The following is a 16,563-nucleotide window of genomic DNA, read 5'->3' on the forward strand; positions in this document are numbered from 1 at the left end:
AGCACATGACCGACCCCGCCCTGCGCGAGTCCGCGACGTTCGACCGCGCCACCATCGCCGCCATCCAGCGCGCCGCCGAGACCGGCGTCTACGACATCCGCGGCTGGGGCGCGAAACGCCCGCTGCCGCACTTCGACGACCTGCTGTTCCTGGGCGCGTCGATGTCCCGCTACCCCCTGGAGGGCTACCGCGAGCGCTGCGGCACCGACGTCGTCCTCGGCGACCGCCACGCCAGGTACCCGCTGCACCTGGACATCCCGGTCACCATCGCCGGGATGAGCTTCGGCGCGCTGTCCGCGCAGGCGAAGGAGGCGCTCGGGCGCGGCGCGTCCGAGGCCGGCACGTCCACCACCACCGGCGACGGCGGCATGACGCCCGAGGAGCGCGGCCAGTCCAAGCACCTCGTCTACCAGTACCTGCCTTCGCGGTACGGGATGAACCCGGCCGACCTGCGCAAGGCCGACGCCATCGAGATCGTGCTCGGCCAGGGGGCGAAACCGGGCGGCGGCGGGATGCTGCTCGGGCAGAAGATCTCCGAGCGCGTCGCCGGGATGCGTACGCTGCCCGCCGGGATCGACCAGCGCTCGGCCTGCCGCCACCCGGACTGGACCGGTCCGGACGACCTCGCCATCAAGATCCTGGAGCTGCGCGAGATCACCGACTGGGAGAAGCCGGTCTACGTCAAGGTCGGCGCCACCCGCACCTACTACGACGTGAAGCTGGCCGTCGCCGCGGGCGCCGACGTCGTGGTGGTGGACGGCATGCAGGGCGGCACCGCCGCGACGCAGGACGTGTTCATCGAGCACGTCGGCATCCCCACGCTGGCCGCGATCCCGCAGGCCGTGCAGGCGCTGCGCGAGCTGGGGCTGCACCGGAAGGTCCAGCTGATCGTCTCCGGCGGCATCCGCACCGGCGCCGACGTCGCCAAGGCCATGGCCCTGGGGGCGGACGCGGTCGCGATCGGCACCGCCGCGCTCATCGCGCTGGGCGACAACCACCCGCGCTACGCGGCGGAGTACGCGAAGATCGGGTCGGCGGCCGGGTTCTACGACGATTTCCAGGACGGCCGCGATCCGGCCGGCATCACGACCCAGGACGAGGAGCTGGCCGCGCGCCTGGACCCGGTCGAGGGCGGCCGCCGGATCGCCAACTACCTGCGGGTGCTCACGATGGAGGCGCAGACGCTCGCGCGCGCGTGCGGGAAGGCGCACCTGCGCAACCTCGAGCCCGAGGACCTGGTCGCGCTCACGATCGAGGCCGCCGCGATGGCCCGCGTGCCGCTGGCCGGCACCGACTGGATTCCGGGGATGTCGCGGTGAACGCCGAGGTGGTGATCGTCGGCGGCGGTCTGGAGGGCACGGCCGCGGCGTGGGCGCTGGCGCAGCGCGGGGTGACGGACGTGGTGGTGTGCGAACGGGACACCGTCGGGTCGGGTGGGACGGGCAAGTCCAGCGGTGTGGTGCGTTGTCACTACGGGGTGTCGTCGCTGGCGGCGATGGCACGCACGGGGCTGGAGCTGTTCGAGAACGCTTCCGACGTCCTGGGCACGGAGATCGGGTTCCACCAGACCGGGTACGTCGTGGGGGTCGGCGAGTCCAATGTGGAGGCGCTGCGGGCGAGCCTGGCCGACCAGCGCGCGGTCGGGGTGGAGACGGAGGAGATCGGCCGGGACGAGGTCGCGAAGCTGTGGCCGGCCGCGGATCTGGACGACTTCGCCGCGTTCGCCTGGGAGCCGCGCGGCGGGTACGGGGATGCGTACTCGACGGCGCAAGCGTTTGCCGCGGCGGCTCGTGCCGCCGGTGCGCGGATCCGGCAGGGCGCGGCGGTGGCCGAGGTGCTGGTGTCCCGGGAGCGGGTGACGGGGGTGCGGCTGGCCGACGGGTCGGTGATCGGGGCGTCCACTGTGGTCGTTGCGGCCGGGCCGTGGTCGGTGCCGCTGCTGGCCGCGCACGGGATCGAGCTGCCGATCACCGTGCACCGGGAGCAGATCGTGCTGGTCGACCCGGGGGTGGACCTGGGGGCGGTGCCGGTGTTCTCCGATCTGGTGTCGTTGCAGTACGTGCGGCCCGAGGTGTCCGGGGAGATCCTGTTCGGCAACAGCGATCTGGCCCGGCTGCACCCGGCCGACCCGGACAGCTACGCCAACCGGGCCGACGCGGACTTCCTGGAGCTGGCGGTGGAGAAGATGGCACGGCGGTTCCCGGGACTGGCGGACGCGTCGATCGCGAGCACCTACGCGGGGTGTTACGACGTGACGCCGGACTTCAACCCGGTGATCTCCCTGACGCCGGTCGGCGGGCTGGTGGTGGCGGCGGGGTTCAGCGGGCACGGGTTCAAGATCTCGCCCGCGGTGGGGGCGCTGGTCGCGGACCTGGTGGTGGACGGGAAGAGCGGGGACCCGGACGTGCCGGAGACGGATTTCCGGTTGTCGCGGTTCGCCGAGGGCGCGTTGCTGACCAGCCCGCACCCGTATGTGGGGGCGGGGGAGATGCGCTGAGTATCATCGGTGGATGGGCGGGCAGTCGTGAGCAAGGACGAGGCACCGGCCGGGCCGGCCGCGCGCGAGGTCGACAAGCCGGCGCCGCGGCAGGGCAGGCTGGAGCGGGCGATCGCCGGGCAGGTGCGCCAGCTGCGGCACGCCCACGGCCACACGCTGGCCGAGCTGGCGGCGCGCACGGGCATCTCGGTGGCGATGCTGTCCAAAATCGAGAACGCGACGATTTCTTGTAGCCTGACGACGCTCGACCGCCTGGCCGACGCGTTCGACGTGCCGGTCACCGCGCTGTTCCGGGCAGCCGACACCCAACGCGAGGCGGTCTACACCCCGGCGGGCGCCGGAGCGCGAATCGTGCAACGCGGAACGCGGGTGGGCCACGACTACACGTTGCTCGGTGCGCTGCGGGGGCCGCACAAGCGGATGGAAGCGCACATCGTCACGCTGACCGAACGGAGTGAGGAGTTCCCGCTCTTCCAGCACCCCGGAACGGAGCTGCTGTACATGCTGGAGGGGGAGATGGTGTACGGCCACGGAGAGGCCAGCTACACCATGCGCCCCGGCGATGCGCTGCAACTGGACGGTGAAGGGGTGCACGGACCGCGGGAGCTGGTGAAGCTGCCGATCAGGTTCCTGTCGGTGGTGGCGTATGGGGAGGTGGCACCGGAGGGGTGAGCCCGGTCCGGTGGTGACACACAACCGGCGGGCGGGAACGGGAGTGGCACGGCAGTCGGCTGGCCGTGCGGCAGCCGAGTGCCGGCGGCCGGCAACGGTAGTGGTCCGGCAGTCGGCCGGCCGTGCGGCAGCCCTGCGAACCGGCGGCCGGCAACACAAGCGGCCCGACTACGCCCCGGGGCCGCGCGGCAGCCTTGCGAACCGCAAGCCGGCAACGCAACAGCACCGACTACCCCAACCAGACCTCCCCCGCCCCCGATCCACAGCCGGTCTTTGGTCGCCGATCAGGCGTGTCAAGGTACTCTTTCCCGCCTTGACACGCCTGCTCGGCGACTGAAACACAATCAGGCATCGGGGGCGGGGGTGGTCGGAAGGTGACCGTTCGGCGCCGTGAGGCGCTTCCCGCCCGCAGGGCGGACTCCCCGCCTGCCCAAAAGCAAGACTAAAGATCAAAAGATGTCCTCGCCGGACGGGCAGGCTCCGGGATGACGGGGGACCGTTGTTGTCTCACCTCGGGCAGGTGGTCGCCGGGTGGTCATCCCGTCGCCTTCCGGTTTGTGCATATCACCTTGAGCCAGGGCCGCAAGGTTGGCATGGTCGGCCGCCGGTTGGCGGCCCGGGTTGCGGCCCTGGCTCAAGGTGATCGTCACGTGTCAGGCGACGGGATGACCACCCAGCTTCGTGGGTGCACTGCACGGCGCTGGCGCGCCGTCAGCGCCGGGCGCAGCTGAAGCTGCTCGCTGTGGCTGGATCACCGCCTCGGTAGCGGGGCCAGGCCGGGTACTCGCACAGTGGGCGGGTCCGGCCCGTTGCCGCGTCGGTCACCACTGGGGTCACCGGCGCCGCCTGGTGTTCGGTCCAGGTTTCCAACGCGGTCAGCGAGTCCCAGGCGGCTGGGAACGCGGCTCCCACATTGGCGTGGTTCGCGCCGGGGACGAGGTAGAACCGCGCGAAGGAATCCGTTGCCCGCTTGCCCAGCGTGCGTTCCACGCGCTGGAAGTAGTCTACTGTGGACCGATGGCTCACCAGCTCGTCCGCCGTGCCGTGCAGCAGCAGGAGTTTGCCGCCGGCCCGGGCGAACGGGCCCAGGTCCGCGTTGTTCACGTCCTGCAGCGCGGTCAGCTCGCTGATCCGCTCCCGCCACGGGCCCGGGCGGCGCGGGTCCAGCGTCAGCGCGTCGAAACCGGGGTTCCGCGTCACGAAGTACCGTGCCCACTGGTCCCAGAATTGCACCCCGTACCCCGCGGCCGCCGGCATCGGGGTGGCCGGGGCGACCGTGCCCATGCCGAGCAGTGGTGTCGTCATCGCGGCGCCGGACAGGAACGGGAAACCGGGGTAGCCGCGCTCGCCGCTCGCCACGCGGTACTTCCACCGCAGCGGCTCCGAAAGCGCCTTCACCGCCCCGATCTGCACGTCCGACAAACACGCGTCACCCGTGTCCGCCCCGCCGGGGCAACGCAGCACCCGCGGGTCGAACCGGCACCCCGCCTCGTCCGAGACCACGCCGTCGCGCAGGCCATCCTGGCCGTCACAAGCCCGGATCACGCTGCGGTACAACAGAGCCTGCTTCGCCGGGTTCGGGAACGCGCCCGGCTGGGACAACACCTGCGCCTGGTAGCCGAAGAACAAATCCAGGCTCGCCGCGTTCCACGCCGGGTACACCGAGATCACGCCGTCGAAATCGGCCGGCCACCGTTGCGCCACGGCCAGCGCCTCCCGGCCACCGGTCGACCCGCCCGCGAAATAACTGTACGACGGGCGCGCCGAATACCGCTGCGCGATCACGAACACGGCCGCGTCCCGGGTCTTCTTGAGCGCGTCGCCGGAGAAGTTGCGCACCGCCTCGTCGTTCACCCCGAACGAGCCGTCGAGCGAAGGAGCCGGGACGTGCGTGGGCGAGGCCTGGTGGCCCGAATCGCTCGCGAAGGTCGCGTAGCCGCGGGCCAGCGGAGTGGCCCCGCCCACCGGTCCAAAGGGGACGTTCCCGGCCACGTTCGGGATCGTGCCGTTGTACCCGCCGCCCCCGAACATCAGCGCCTTGCCGTTCCACTCCGCCGGCAACGCGACCCGCATCCGGATGTCCGGCGCCGCCGGATCCACCGGGTGCAGCGCCGCGTCCACCTGGCAGTACCCGCCGGTGACCTGCGCCGCGGTCACCGTGCCGCCGCTGGTCGGCAGGCCGATCGCGGCGGCCGGGATCGCCAGCCCGGCCAGCTCCGTGCACCGGGCCACCGGATCCGCGTGCGCCGGTGCGGCCAGTGCCGCGGCCGCCAGCGCCGGAACGAGCACGGCAACAGACCTTCTCATCGACGATCCCTCCCACCGTTGCGAGATCGCCAGGGTAGGCAGCGGGCGGGACGACTCACCATGTCGGCGCACCACACCGTCGGTCAGGGCGTCATGTGCTTGATCGACACGACGGGCCCACGAGCTGGTAGCTCCGCGTCAGGCCGGATCCGTGAAGCGCGGCGCCCGCTTCTCGAACGACGCCGTCACCGCCTCGACCTGGTTGGGGCTGCCGATCAGCGCCGTGATCTCCCGCTGCTCGGCCGCGAAGCCGGCCTCGGGGTCGCGCGGCAGGTCCAGCAGGCGCTTGGCCGCGCGGATGGCGTCCGGGCTGCGTCCGGCGATCGACCGGGCCAGCTCCAGCGCCTCCGCCCGGGGATCGCCGGCCACGCGCGTCGCCAGGCCCAGCGCGACCGCCTCCTCCCCGCTCACCACGCGGCCGGTGAACGTCAGCTCCTTCGCCACGTCCCGGCCGACCAGCTCGGGCAGCACCTGCGTGCCGGTCATGTCCGGGATCAGCCCCCACTTGATCTCCAGGACCGACAGCTTCGCGTCCGGCGCGACGATCCGGATGTCCGCGCCCAGCGCGACCTGCAGCCCGCCGCCCAGCGCGTGCCCGGTGATCGCGGCGATCACCGGCACCGGCAGCTCGGTCCACACGTGGGCCGCCCGCTGCCCGGTCGCCTTGGCCGGCCCGTCCGACGGCGGCAGGTCGACGTCCGCGCTGATCCGGTCGCCGGAGCGCATCGCCTGGAACGCGGCGAAGTCCAGGCCCGCGCAGAAGTCCGGCCCCTCGCCGGACAGTACGACAGCCCGCAGCCCCGGCTCGGACTTCAGCCGCTCCCCGGCGCGCGCCAGGGCCGCGAACATGGCGGGGTCCAGGGCGTTGCGCTTGTCGGCACGGTTGAGCCGCACATCGGCGACGCCCTGGCTGATCTCGATGCTGACGCGGTCCATGGCGCCAGTCTCACCCGGAGGGGGTGGCGGGGACAAGATCACCCCGCCACCCCACCGCGGTCAGCGGCCCGCGATCAGCGCGAGGTCCGCCAGCAGGATCCGCTCCAGCTCCGGCGCGAACCCGGCCCGGCGCACCGCGTCCGCGGCCTGGTCGAAGTGCCCGGCGTCCAGGTGCCGCAGGATCGTCGCCGTTTGCTCGGGGCGCGCCCCGGCCTCCGCGACCAGCACCCGCACCCCCGTCACGTCGACCACGACCTCGAACTTCGCCGACGCCGACGCCGTCCCACCCGGACCGGTCGCCGTCGCCACGAGTTCGTGCGTGCCCGCGGCCAGCGACCGCGGGTCCAGCGGCGCCGCCGGGTCGATCCGCGCGCCGTCCAGCGTCACCGAGACGGCCGAAGCGTCCCGCGCCGACACCGCGACCGGCGCCGGCACGTACCGCCGCAGCTGGCCCGGCACCGAGACCGTCACCGAGGGCGCGGCCTGGCCCGAGCGCCACCCGGCCAGCTCCCCGGCCCGGTCGGTGATGATGGCGTCCACCCCGGCGTCGGCCAGCTTCCGCCGGGTCGCCGCGTCGTTCACGGTGTAGGGCATGACGGCGATTCCCGCCGCGTTCAACCGGGACACCGCGTCCGGCCGGGTCAGGAGCGCCGCGGCGGACGGGTTGTAGGTCACCACGCCGAACGCCTTCGCCGTCGCCACCGGATCGGCGTCCACCGCACCCCGCAGCAGGCCCAGCGGGATCTCCGGCGCGATCGCGCGAGCGTCCCGCAGGACCTGCTCGTCGAAGCTCTGCACCAGCACCTGCCGCGTCATGCCGCGGCTGCGCACCTCGTCCAGGATCCGCGCGGTTTCCGCGCGGGTCTCCGGGCCCTTGATCTCCAGCAGCAGCGTCGATCCGCTGGTGCGGATCAGGTCCAGCACCTGCCCGAGCGTGGGCACCTTCTGCCCGGCGAACGCCGGTGAGAACCACGCCCCGGCGTCCAGCGCGGTCACCTGCGCGGCGGTGAGCGTCGAGATGTCGCCGGTGCCCTCGGTGGTCCGGTCGACGGTGTTGTCGTGCATGACCACCGGCACGCCGTCGCGCGTGGTCTGCGCGTCGATCTCCACGTACTCGGCGCCCGCGCGGACCCCGGCCTCGACCGCGGCGAGCGTGTTCTCCGGCGCCACCGCGGAGTAGCCGCGGTGGGCGACCGTGAGCGGCAGCGCGCCGTCCGGCTGGGTCACCGGCAGCGGGTCGAGCTGGGTGACCACGACGTCGTCCACGCTGATCTTCGCGCCGTCGGCGATGAACCCGAACACGCCCGACGCGCTGCGCCGCAGCTTCGTCGTGCTCAACACGGTCGTGCCGTCGAAGCTCCAGGTGGCGCGGCTGCCGTGCACCTCGATCGCGACGCGGATGTCGCGCCCGGTGCCGGCGTCGTGCGGCGCGGCGGCGGTGTCGGTGACGTTCCAGGTGCTGGCCTCGGTGCGCTGCGCGAACTCGATGCCGTTGGTGGCGGTGGAGGCCGACCGCATGATCGCCTGGCTCCACGGCACGGCCCCGTCCGGCGCGGTGTCGAGGACGAGGCCGGCCCAGCGGCTGGAGTTGGTGATCGCGTCGAACCGGATGGTGGCCTCGGCGCGGAAGTCCTCCAGGTGGGTGCCGAAGGTGATCCGGGACAGCGTGCCGGGCGCGGTGTTGGTCAGCTTCCCGCCGCTGACCTGCCAGGTGCCGGCGACCGGGGTCCACCCGGCGGGCAGCGCGGCGCCATCGAAGGACTCGCGGACGACGACGTCGCCGGGCGCGGCGGCGGCGAGTGTGGGGACCAGCGCGGCGGCGAGGCCGAGGGCCAGCGCGGCCGCCACCGGACGGTGGGGAGTGCGTCTCATGCGCCGGACGCTATGTCCGGATTGTGGCCGGATGGTTGATCTTTGCTGGCCGTCCGGCGACGATCAGCGCACGACCCGGGCCGAGCCGCGCTCGATGAGTTCCGCGCTCAACCGCACGGTTTCCCGGGGCCGGTCCGGGTCCGCGATCCGCCGCAGCAGCAGCTCCACCCCGGCCGTGCCGACGTCGTCGGCGGGCAGCCGGATCGTGGTCAGGCCCGGCTCCAGGTAGGCGGCGAACGGGTGGTCGCCGTAGCCGAGCACGCGCACGTCCTCGCCGACGGTCAGCCCGCACTCCCGGACCGCCTTGTAGACCCCGAGCGCGAAGTAGTCGTTGCCGGTGACCACCAGGTCCGGGTGGTGCTCGCGGGTGATCAGCCCGGCCGCGAGCCGGTGGGCGTCGTCCGGGCGCCACGGCAGCGCCGCGTCCCGCGTCCGGTGCCCGGGCACCTTCAGCACCAGCGAATCACCGCCGAGCGCCCGCCGGAACCCGGCGATGCGCGCGGCCACCGTGCTGATCTCCAGGTCCTCCTCGAACAGCCACGCCGGCCCCGGCCCGGCCACCCGGGACACCGCGTCCGCCACCGCCTGCTCGACGTCGATGCCCACGAAGTCGAACCCCAGCTCCGGGATGTCGCGGCTGAGCAGCACCACCGGCAGCCCGGCCGCGGACAGCTCCGCCCACACCCCGGGCCGGTGCTGGATCGGCACCGCCAGCACCCCGTCCACGCCGAAGCGCAGCAGCTGCTGCACCGCGCGTTCCTCGTTGTCCTCGTTCTCCTCGGTGACCAGCAGCAGCACCGAGTACCCGGCCACCCGGCACTGCCGCTCCACCGCGGAGATCAGCGCGGCGTAGAACGGGTTCGACGGGTTGGTGATCACCAGCGCGAGCACCATCGTGGTGCCCGAGACCAGCGACCGGGCGTGGCTGTTCGGCACGTACCCCAGCCGACGGGCCTCGGCCACGATCATCTCCCGGGTGGCCTCGCTGACCTGGTCCTTGCCCGACAGCGCGCGCGACACCGTGTTCGCGGACAGACCGACCCTGTCCGCGACGTCACGCAACGTGACCCGCCGAGCGCGCACCACCAGCCGACCTCCGGATCAACCCTTGCCAACAAGATAGATGCGCAGTTTCCCGGTCGCGCCGGGACCCACGGTGCAGCTCACCCGCAGCCACTGGCCGAACCCGCTCACCGGCCAGGTGATCAGGCCGGGGGAGTCGATGCGGTGCTCGGCCTCGTCCAGCGGGCACCAGTGCAGCCCGTCGGGGGAGATCTCGGTGCGGAAGACCAGCGGGCCGTCCGCCTCCAGCGCCTGCACGAAGAACCGGGCCTCGGCCGCCCACGGGAGTTCGTACGGTTCGGTCGCGAAGTCCTCGCGCACCACGGTGTTGCGTTCCAGCACAGCCGTCATCGTCGAGCGCATGTCGTGCCTCACCACTCCACCGAGATCAGGACCGAGTCCAGGAACAGGAAGTTGCGCACGCCGCAGTGCGTGCGGACCGAGAAGTAGAAGTTGAGCAGGTTGTCCAGCGTGCCGTAGCGGTCCGGGTACGGCGGCACCGGCACGTCGCGCATGTCCATCACGCGGTCGTTGAGCTGGAGCTCCACATTGGACCGCGTGCTGGTGTCGATGTCCCACCGCAGGTAGTGCCAGTTGATCTTGGTCGGCACCTCGTTGACGCACATCTCCAGCGGCTCGCCGAAGGTGCGCCAGTCGTCCGGGTCCGGCGCGGTGAAGTCGGCGGCGTAGGGCAGGGCGAACTTGCCCTCCTGGTGGTCGCGCGGCGTCGGCTCCGGCACCACCGGGTACATCCAGCGGTTCGTCATCTCGCCGTCCAGGTTGGTGTTCTGGTAGCGGATGACGTTGTGGTAGCGCAGGCCGCCGTCCGAGCAGATGTCGGTGGCGACGGTGAACGCGCCGAACTGCGACTCCGACGGGTGCCGGTTGCCGTCCCAGTGCACCGACGCGGGCGCCTCGTGCCCCACGGTGGCCTCGGCCTTGAACGCGAAGTGGGTCTCGATCCGCACGCGGCCGCGGCCGGCCATCGTCAGGCGGCGGATGCCGGTCGCGGTGTGGCCGGGGTAGGGGCGGGTCGCGAGCTTGAGCGCGTAGTTGCCGCTCAGCGTCCCGTGCGTGCCCACGTCGAAGAACGTGCACGAGGACAGCTGCGGCGGGCGGAAGTCGCGCATGTGGTCGTCCACGGTGTCCAGGTCGCCGCGCCCGTCGTAGTTGCCGAGCAGCTCGGTCCAGCCGTGCGTGGTGGAGTCGAACCGGTCGAAGCACAGCACCCGGGACAGCGGGTTGTACTTCGCCAGCGCCGTCTCATTAACGTTCATGGAAGTCAAAGCGGTTCCTTGTCTCTTGACCGCAGGGAAAGCGAACTCGTAGCCTGTCGCCACCATGAACGTTAATGTAGACGTTCGCGAGACGCAACGAAGGGTCGGCGATGAGACTCCGGATCAGCCGGGCCACGGTGGGCTCGACCGTGGGCACGGCACTCGAGTGGTACGACTTCTCCCTCTACGGCACGGCCGCCGCCCTCGTGCTGCCGCAGGTGTTCTTCCCCTCCGGTGATCCGGTCGTCGCGACCCTGTCGTCGCTGGCCACGTTCGCCGTCGGCTTCTTCGCCCGCCCGGTCGGCGGCGTGATCATCGGCATCCTCGGCGACCGCGTCGGGCGCCGCACGATGCTGTTCGTGACCCTGATGGTGATGGCCGTGGCGTCCACGCTGATCGGCCTGCTGCCCAGCTACGCCACCGCCGGCGTGTTCGCGCCGGTCGCGCTGGTGCTGCTGCGGGTGGTGCAGGGCCTGGGCGCCGGTGGCGAGTACGCGGGGGCGATGCTGCTGTCCGCCGAGCACGCCGAGACCAGGGCACGCGGCATCAACGCCAGCGCGCCGACGCTGGGCAACGCGGTCGGCTCGCTGGTGGCGACCGGCGTGTTCTTCCTGACCTCGGCGCTGATGTCCGATGCGGACTTCACCGGCTGGGGCTGGCGGATCCCGTTCCTGCTCAGCTGCCTGGTCGGCGTCGCGGGCGTGATCGTGCGGCTCAAGGTGCCGGACAGCCCCGAGTTCGAGCGCGCCAAGAAGGAGGGCCACAGCACGCGGGCGCCGCTGCGGGCGCTGTTCGCCACGTCCGGGCGGAAGATCCTGCCCGGCATGCTGATCTCCGTCGCGCCCAACGTGATCAGCTACCTGCCCTCGGTGTACGCGCTGAGCTACCTGTCGAAGGAGGTCGGCACCGCGGCGTGGGTGGGGCTGCTCGGCATCGTCATCGCCAACGCGCTCAAGGTGGTCACCGTGCCCACCGCGGGCTGGCTGTGCGACCGGTTCGGGCGGCGGCCGGTGATGATGACCGGCGCGACCGCGGCGGCGCTGCTGTTCTACCCGTTCTTCTTCCTGCTCGACACCGGCACGCCGGTGGTGATCTGGGCGGCGCTGGTGATGCTCTACACCCTGTGCAACGACCTGACGCTGGCCTCGCAGGCGACGATGATGTCCGAGCTGTTCCCGGTCGGCTACCGCTACACCGGCGTGACGTTCACGCGCGAGATCGCGGGCGCGCTCGTCGGCGGGTGCATCCCGTTCGTGGCGGCCGCGCTGACCTCGGCGTCCGGCGGGCAGACCTGGCCGATCGCGCTGGTGTGCGGGCTGTTGTGCCTGCTGTCGGTGCTGGGCGCGCGGTTCATCGCCGAGCCGGAGCACCTGCGCCGCCGCGACGCCTCGCCGGTGCCGACTGCGGCGGGAGGGTGACGCCCGGCACGCCGGCACGTACCATGACGCCAACCCGACCGGACGTTCGGTAATTCGAGGCGAGGAGGCCGAGGTGGGCGCGTTCCCGATGACGCTGGACGCCGGCACCACGACGAGCCTGGAGTCCTGGCGCGACCTGCTGGCCCGCGCGTTCGTGCCGCTGGACGTCGTTTCGATCGGGAACCGGTTCCACGGGCGGGTGGCCGCCCGCCCGATGGCCGACCTGCAGGTGTCCGTCGTCAGCTCGACGCGCCAGGTCACCCGCCGGACCCGGAGCCTGATCCGGCGCGGGGCCGGCGACCTCTACAAGGTGGGGCTGCAGCTGCGCGGGCACGGCGTCGTCCAGCAGGACGGCCGCACCGCGCGGCTGGCGCCCGGCGATCTGACGGTGTACGACACGAACCGGCCCTACGACCTGGTCTTCGACGACGACTTCGAGATGCTGGTGCTGGTCGTGCCGCGGCGCCGGCTGAAGCCGCGGGCGCCCCGGGTGGACGATCTGACCGCCGTGACGATCCCCGGCTCGGGTGGCAGTGGCGCGCTGACGTCGGCGTTGCTGCGGGGGCTGGATCCGCGGGTGGCCCAGCCCGGGCCGGAGGCGGCTTTCCTGTCCGATGCCGCGGTGGACATGCTGGCCGCGTGTTTCGCCGCGCAGGGCGAGCCGCCGGCGGACACGGTGGTGACGGCCGCGCAGCGCTACATCGAGGAGCACCTGTCCGACCCGGGGCTGTGCCCGGCCGAGGTGGCCGCCGCGGTGCACGTGTCGCTGCGCCAGCTGCAGAAGCTGTTCGAACGCCGCGGCGCGACGATCACCGGCTGGATCCGGGACCGCCGGCTGGAGCGGTGCTGGCACGACCTGGCCGACCCGGCCCTGGCGACCCGCCCGGTGGCGGCGATCGCGGCGTCGTGGGGCCTGGTCGACGCGGCGCAGTTCAGCCGCACCTTCCGCGCCCGGTACGGCCGCACGCCGCGGGAGCACCGGGCGCAGCTGGTGGCGGGGTAGCGGACGCCGGTGTTCGTGCAGCGGGTCCGGCTGGCCCCGGACGCGGACGGCGGGCGCTACCCGTTCACCCTGCCCGCGGTGGCGCACCTGTCCCGCTCCGGCGGCCTGCCGCTGGCACCCGGGGTGACCTTCCTGGTCGGCGAGAACGGCAGCGGCAAGTCCACCCTGGTCGAGGCGCTGGCGGTGGCCGCGGGCTTCAACCCCGAGGGCGGCAGCCGGAGCTTCCGGTTCGCGACCCGCGCGAGCGAGTCCACCCTGGGCGACCACCTGGTCCTGACCTGGGGCGCCGTCAAGCCGCGCACCGGGTTCTTCCTGCGCGCCGAGTCGTACTACAACGTGGCCTCCGAGATCGAGCGCCTCGACCGCGACCCGGGATCGCCGCCCCTGCTGCCCGCCTACGGGGGCGTTTCGCCGCACGAACGCTCGCACGGGGAGTCGTTCCTGGACCTGGTGACGCACCGGTTCGGTCCGCACGGCCTGTACCTGCTGGACGAGCCGGAGGCGGCGCTGTCGGTGCGCGGGTGCCTGGCGGTGCTGGCGCGGCTGGCGGAACTCGCCGAGCAGGGCAGCCAGATCGTGGCGGCCACGCATTCCCCGATCCTGCTCGCGCTGCCCGGTGCCACGATCTACGAGATCGGCGACAGCGGGGAGATCGAGCAGGTCGATTACGAGGACGCCCTGCCGGTGCGCCTGACGCGGGATTTCCTCGCCGCGCCGCAGCGGTACCTGCGGTATCTCCTCGCCGGGGAGTGAGCCGGTGCGCGCAGGCACAAGAGCCGTGCGCGCAGACGCAAGACCGGCCGGTGTGACGTGCCGCATCCTCGGGGCAGGCGACCCGTCCGGGTCGTGATCGACGCCGATCGCCGAGGAGCACCGCCCGTGACCACCACCGAGACCTTCCCCAGCCAGCTCTTCCTAGCCGGCCAGTGGCGCGACGGCACCGGGGGCACGTTCGCCGACCTCAACCCGGCGACCGAGGAGAAGCTGGCCGACGTCGCCGCCGCGTCGCCGCAGGACGTGGATGCCGCCGTCGCCGCCGCCCGCGCCCAGCTGTCGGGGGAGTGGGCCGCCCTGCCCGGCTCGCAGCGCGGCCGGATCCTCAACCGCGTCGCCGACCTGATCGACCGCGACGCCGAGCTGCTGGCCCGCCTCGAAGCCCTCGACATCGGCAAGCCCCTCGGCCAGCCGGCCGTGCTCGACATGCCCAACGCCGCCCGCACGTTCCGCCACTTCGCCGGCTGGGCCGACAAGATCACCGGCCAGGTCATCCCCACCGACGGCTACCTGGGCCGCCCCACCCACTCCTACACCCGCCGCGAACCCGTCGGCGTGATCGCCGCGATCATCCCGTGGAACACCCCGCTGATGATCACCGCGTGGAAGCTCGCGCCCGCGCTGGCCGCCGGCAACACCGTCGTGGTCAAGCCGCCGGAGGACGCGCCGCTGTCGATCCTGCACCTGGCCAAGCTGCTGAAGGAGGCCGGCCTGCCCGACGGCGTGGTCAGCGTCCTGCCCGGCCTGGGCGAGGTCACCGGCCAGGCGCTCGTCGACCACCCGGACGTCGACAAGATCAGCTTCACCGGCAGCCCCGAGGTCGGCCGGCACGTCGGCGTCGCCGCGGCCCGGTCGTTCAAGCGCATCACCCTGGAGCTGGGCGGCAAGTCACCGCAGATCATCCTCGCCGACGCCGACCTCGAAGCGGCCATCGGCGGCACCGCGATGGGCCTGTTCTTCAACCAGGGCCAGGTCTGCGCGGCCGGCACCCGCGTGCTCGTGCACCGCTCGCTGTACTCCGACGTGGTCGACGCCCTCGCCGGCGCCGCCAACCAGCAGGTCCTCGGCGACCCGCTCGACCCGGCCACCACGATGGGCGCGCTGGTCAACAAGAAGCAGCAGGAGCGCGTCCTCGGCTACATCGAGAAGGGCCGCGCCGAGGGCGCCCGGCTCGTCGCCGGCGGCGGCCGCCCCGAGCGGCCCGGCTTCTTCGTCCAGCCGACCATCTTCGCCGACGTGCACAACGACATGACGATCGCGCGCGAGGAGATCTTCGGCCCGGTCGGCTCGGTGATCCCGTTCGACGACCCGGAAGAGGCCGTCCGCATCGCCAACACCACCACCTACGGCCTCGCCGCCACCATCTGGACGCGTGACGTCAGCGCCGCGCACACCCTGGCCGGGCAGGTCCGCGCCGGTGCGGTCGGCGTGAACGGCTGGGCGCCGATCGACGCGGCCCTGCCGTGGGGCGGCATGAAGTCCAGTGGCGTCGGCCGCGAGCTGGGCTGGAGCGGAATCCTCGCCAACACCGAGGAAAAGGTCGTCACCGTAGTCCTTTGAGGACACTTCGGCTCGAGGAGGAGCGAAGCATGCCCATCACCACCAAGGTGTCCCTGGTCCGCCAGGCCCCCGGCACCTACGAGACCGCCACCGTGGAGCTGGACGACCCGCGCCAGGGCGAGGTCACCGTCAAGCTCGCCGCGTCCGGCCTGTGCCACTCCGACGACCACGTCGCCACCGGTGACGTGCCGGTCGCCGTCTACCCGTACGTCGGCGGGCACGAGGGCGCCGGTGTCGTCACCGCGGTCGGGCCGAACACGCCCGGCTACGAGGTCGGCGACCACGTCGTGTTCTCGTTCCTGCCCGCGTGCGGCAAGTGCGAGTTCTGTGCGCAGGGGCTGTCCAACCTGTGCGACCTGGGCGCGTCGCTGCTGACCGGGGCGCGCGCGGACGACCCGGCGAGCTTCCGGATGACCGAGAACGGCAACCCGGTCGGGCAGCAGTGCGGCATCTCGACGTTCGCCGAGTACACCACCGCGTCGGTCGACTCGGTGGTCAAGATCGGCAAGGACATCCCGCTCAAGGCCGCCGCGCTGGTCGGCTGCGGCGTGCCGACCGGGTGGGGTTCGGCGGTGAACTCGGCGAACATCAAGCCCGGCGCGACGGTGATCGTGATGGGCATCGGCGGGATCGGCGCGAACGCCCTGCAGGGCGCGGCGCACGCCGGCGCGAAGACGATCATCGCCGTGGACCCGGTGCAGTTCAAGCGCGACAAGGCGAAGGTGTTCGGCGCGACGCACGCGTTCGCCACGATCGAGGAGGCGGCCGACTTCGCTCGGTCGCTGACCAACGGGCAGGGCGCGGACGCCACCATCGTCACCATCGGTGTCGTGCAGGGTGATCACGTGGGCCAGGCGCTGGCGTCGATCCGCAAGGCCGGGACGGTCGTGCTGACCGGGCTGGGCAACATCACCGAGGCCGGGGCGCCGATCGCGCTGGGCGACCTGACGCTCATGCAGAAGCGGCTGCAGGGCTCGCTGTTCGGCGAGTCCAACCCGCGCCGCGACATCCCCAACCTGCTGCGCATGTACCAGGCGGGCCAGCTCAAGCTCGACGAGCTGATCACGACGGAGTACCGCCTCGACGAGGTGGCGCAGGCGTACGAGGACATGCACGCCGGCCGCAACATCCGCGGCCTGGTGGTCTTCGACTGAGACGGCGGACGGCCCGGCGCCCGACGGGGGC

At 72.4% G+C, this 16,563-nt stretch carries 14 protein-coding genes; 8 read left to right on the plus strand and 6 right to left on the minus strand.

Features of this window, described 5'->3' with window-relative positions:
• The first annotated feature begins 5 nt into the window (after positions 1-5).
• The 3 genes from L1857_RS13865 to L1857_RS13875 are packed head-to-tail and all read left to right on the plus strand — an operon-like array spanning position 6 to position 3,169.
• A complete protein-coding gene (locus L1857_RS13865) occupies positions 6-1,319 on the plus strand; it encodes an FMN-binding glutamate synthase family protein (protein ID WP_116109597.1) in 1,314 nt (437 codons plus the stop codon).
• Positions 1,316-2,497 (plus strand): NAD(P)/FAD-dependent oxidoreductase, encoded by a 1,182-nt coding sequence (locus L1857_RS13870; RefSeq protein ID WP_240323064.1) that lies wholly within the window; start codon positions 1,316-1,318, stop codon positions 2,495-2,497. The genes L1857_RS13865 and L1857_RS13870 overlap by 4 nt, the downstream gene beginning before the upstream one ends.
• Before the next feature lie 27 nt (positions 2,498-2,524).
• Entirely contained in the window at positions 2,525-3,169 is a 645-nt protein-coding gene (locus L1857_RS13875) for a helix-turn-helix domain-containing protein (RefSeq protein WP_249465254.1), read from the plus strand.
• A 711-nt stretch (positions 3,170-3,880) separates the two neighbouring features.
• On the opposite strand, the gene L1857_RS13880 is transcribed toward L1857_RS13875, so the two are convergent.
• The 6 genes from L1857_RS13880 to L1857_RS13905 all read right to left on the minus strand — a co-directional run bounded on the left by L1857_RS13880 (position 3,881) and on the right by L1857_RS13905 (position 10,623).
• The gene (locus tag L1857_RS13880) at positions 3,881-5,476 is read right to left on the minus strand and encodes a tannase/feruloyl esterase family alpha/beta hydrolase (RefSeq protein WP_205413172.1); all 1,596 of its coding nucleotides are present in this window, start codon (positions 5,474-5,476) and stop codon (positions 3,881-3,883) included.
• A 138-nt stretch (positions 5,477-5,614) separates the two neighbouring features.
• Positions 5,615-6,412, minus strand: coding sequence for a crotonase/enoyl-CoA hydratase family protein (locus L1857_RS13885; protein ID WP_116109594.1), 798 nt, complete (start codon positions 6,410-6,412; stop codon positions 5,615-5,617).
• A gap of 60 nt (positions 6,413-6,472) precedes the next feature.
• A complete protein-coding gene (locus tag L1857_RS13890; protein WP_249465256.1) occupies positions 6,473-8,284 on the minus strand; it encodes a glycerophosphodiester phosphodiesterase in 1,812 nt (603 codons plus the stop codon).
• Between the two features lie 63 nt (positions 8,285-8,347).
• Positions 8,348-9,370, minus strand: coding sequence for a LacI family DNA-binding transcriptional regulator (locus tag L1857_RS13895; RefSeq protein ID WP_094005184.1), 1,023 nt, complete (start codon positions 9,368-9,370; stop codon positions 8,348-8,350).
• Between the two features lie 15 nt (positions 9,371-9,385).
• Positions 9,386-9,697, minus strand: coding sequence for a hypothetical protein (locus L1857_RS13900; protein WP_233157227.1), 312 nt, complete (start codon positions 9,695-9,697; stop codon positions 9,386-9,388).
• A 20-nt stretch (positions 9,698-9,717) separates the two neighbouring features.
• Entirely contained in the window at positions 9,718-10,623 is a 906-nt protein-coding gene (locus L1857_RS13905; RefSeq protein WP_094005182.1) for a DUF6772 family protein, read from the minus strand.
• Positions 10,624-10,733: 110 nt separating this feature from the next.
• Between L1857_RS13905 and L1857_RS13910 the strand changes: the two genes are divergently transcribed.
• From L1857_RS13910 to L1857_RS13930, 5 genes are all read left to right on the plus strand, one after another.
• Positions 10,734-12,041: an MFS transporter gene (locus L1857_RS13910; RefSeq protein ID WP_094005181.1), complete on the plus strand. Its 1,308-nt coding sequence runs from the start codon at positions 10,734-10,736 to the stop codon at positions 12,039-12,041.
• A gap of 73 nt (positions 12,042-12,114) precedes the next feature.
• Positions 12,115-13,044 (plus strand): AraC-like ligand-binding domain-containing protein, encoded by a 930-nt coding sequence (locus L1857_RS13915; protein WP_249465261.1) that lies wholly within the window; start codon positions 12,115-12,117, stop codon positions 13,042-13,044.
• Positions 13,045-13,053: 9 nt separating this feature from the next.
• Complete coding sequence (locus L1857_RS13920; protein ID WP_116109591.1) at positions 13,054-13,797, plus strand: AAA family ATPase; 744 nt, start codon at positions 13,054-13,056, stop codon at positions 13,795-13,797.
• Positions 13,798-13,923: 126 nt separating this feature from the next.
• Complete coding sequence (styD, locus tag L1857_RS13925; RefSeq protein ID WP_094005178.1) at positions 13,924-15,378, plus strand: phenylacetaldehyde dehydrogenase StyD; 1,455 nt, start codon at positions 13,924-13,926, stop codon at positions 15,376-15,378.
• Positions 15,379-15,407: 29 nt separating this feature from the next.
• Entirely contained in the window at positions 15,408-16,532 is a 1,125-nt protein-coding gene (locus L1857_RS13930; RefSeq protein WP_094005177.1) for an NDMA-dependent alcohol dehydrogenase, read from the plus strand.
• Positions 16,533-16,563: the final 31 nt, after the last annotated feature.

Source organism: Amycolatopsis thermalba, from assembly GCF_023376025.1.
Lineage (GTDB): Bacteria > Actinomycetota > Actinomycetes > Mycobacteriales > Pseudonocardiaceae > Amycolatopsis_E > Amycolatopsis_E thermalba.

Bases quoted from the DNA above. Each gene is read 5' to 3' on its own strand.
- L1857_RS13865 (WP_116109597.1), top strand. From the start codon at position 6: ATGACCGACCCCGCCCTGCGCGAGTCCGCGACGTTCGACCGCGCCACC.
- L1857_RS13880 (WP_205413172.1), bottom strand. From the start codon at position 5,476: ATGAGAAGGTCTGTTGCCGTGCTCGTTCCGGCGCTGGCGGCCGCGGCA.
- L1857_RS13885 (WP_116109594.1), bottom strand. From the start codon at position 6,412: ATGGACCGCGTCAGCATCGAGATCAGCCAGGGCGTCGCCGATGTGCGG.
- L1857_RS13890 (WP_249465256.1), bottom strand. From the start codon at position 8,284: ATGAGACGCACTCCCCACCGTCCGGTGGCGGCCGCGCTGGCCCTCGGC.
- L1857_RS13900 (WP_233157227.1), bottom strand. From the start codon at position 9,697: ATGACGGCTGTGCTGGAACGCAACACCGTGGTGCGCGAGGACTTCGCG.
- L1857_RS13905 (WP_094005182.1), bottom strand. From the start codon at position 10,623: ATGAACGTTAATGAGACGGCGCTGGCGAAGTACAACCCGCTGTCCCGG.
- L1857_RS13910 (WP_094005181.1), top strand. From the start codon at position 10,734: ATGAGACTCCGGATCAGCCGGGCCACGGTGGGCTCGACCGTGGGCACG.
- L1857_RS13930 (WP_094005177.1), top strand. From the start codon at position 15,408: ATGCCCATCACCACCAAGGTGTCCCTGGTCCGCCAGGCCCCCGGCACC.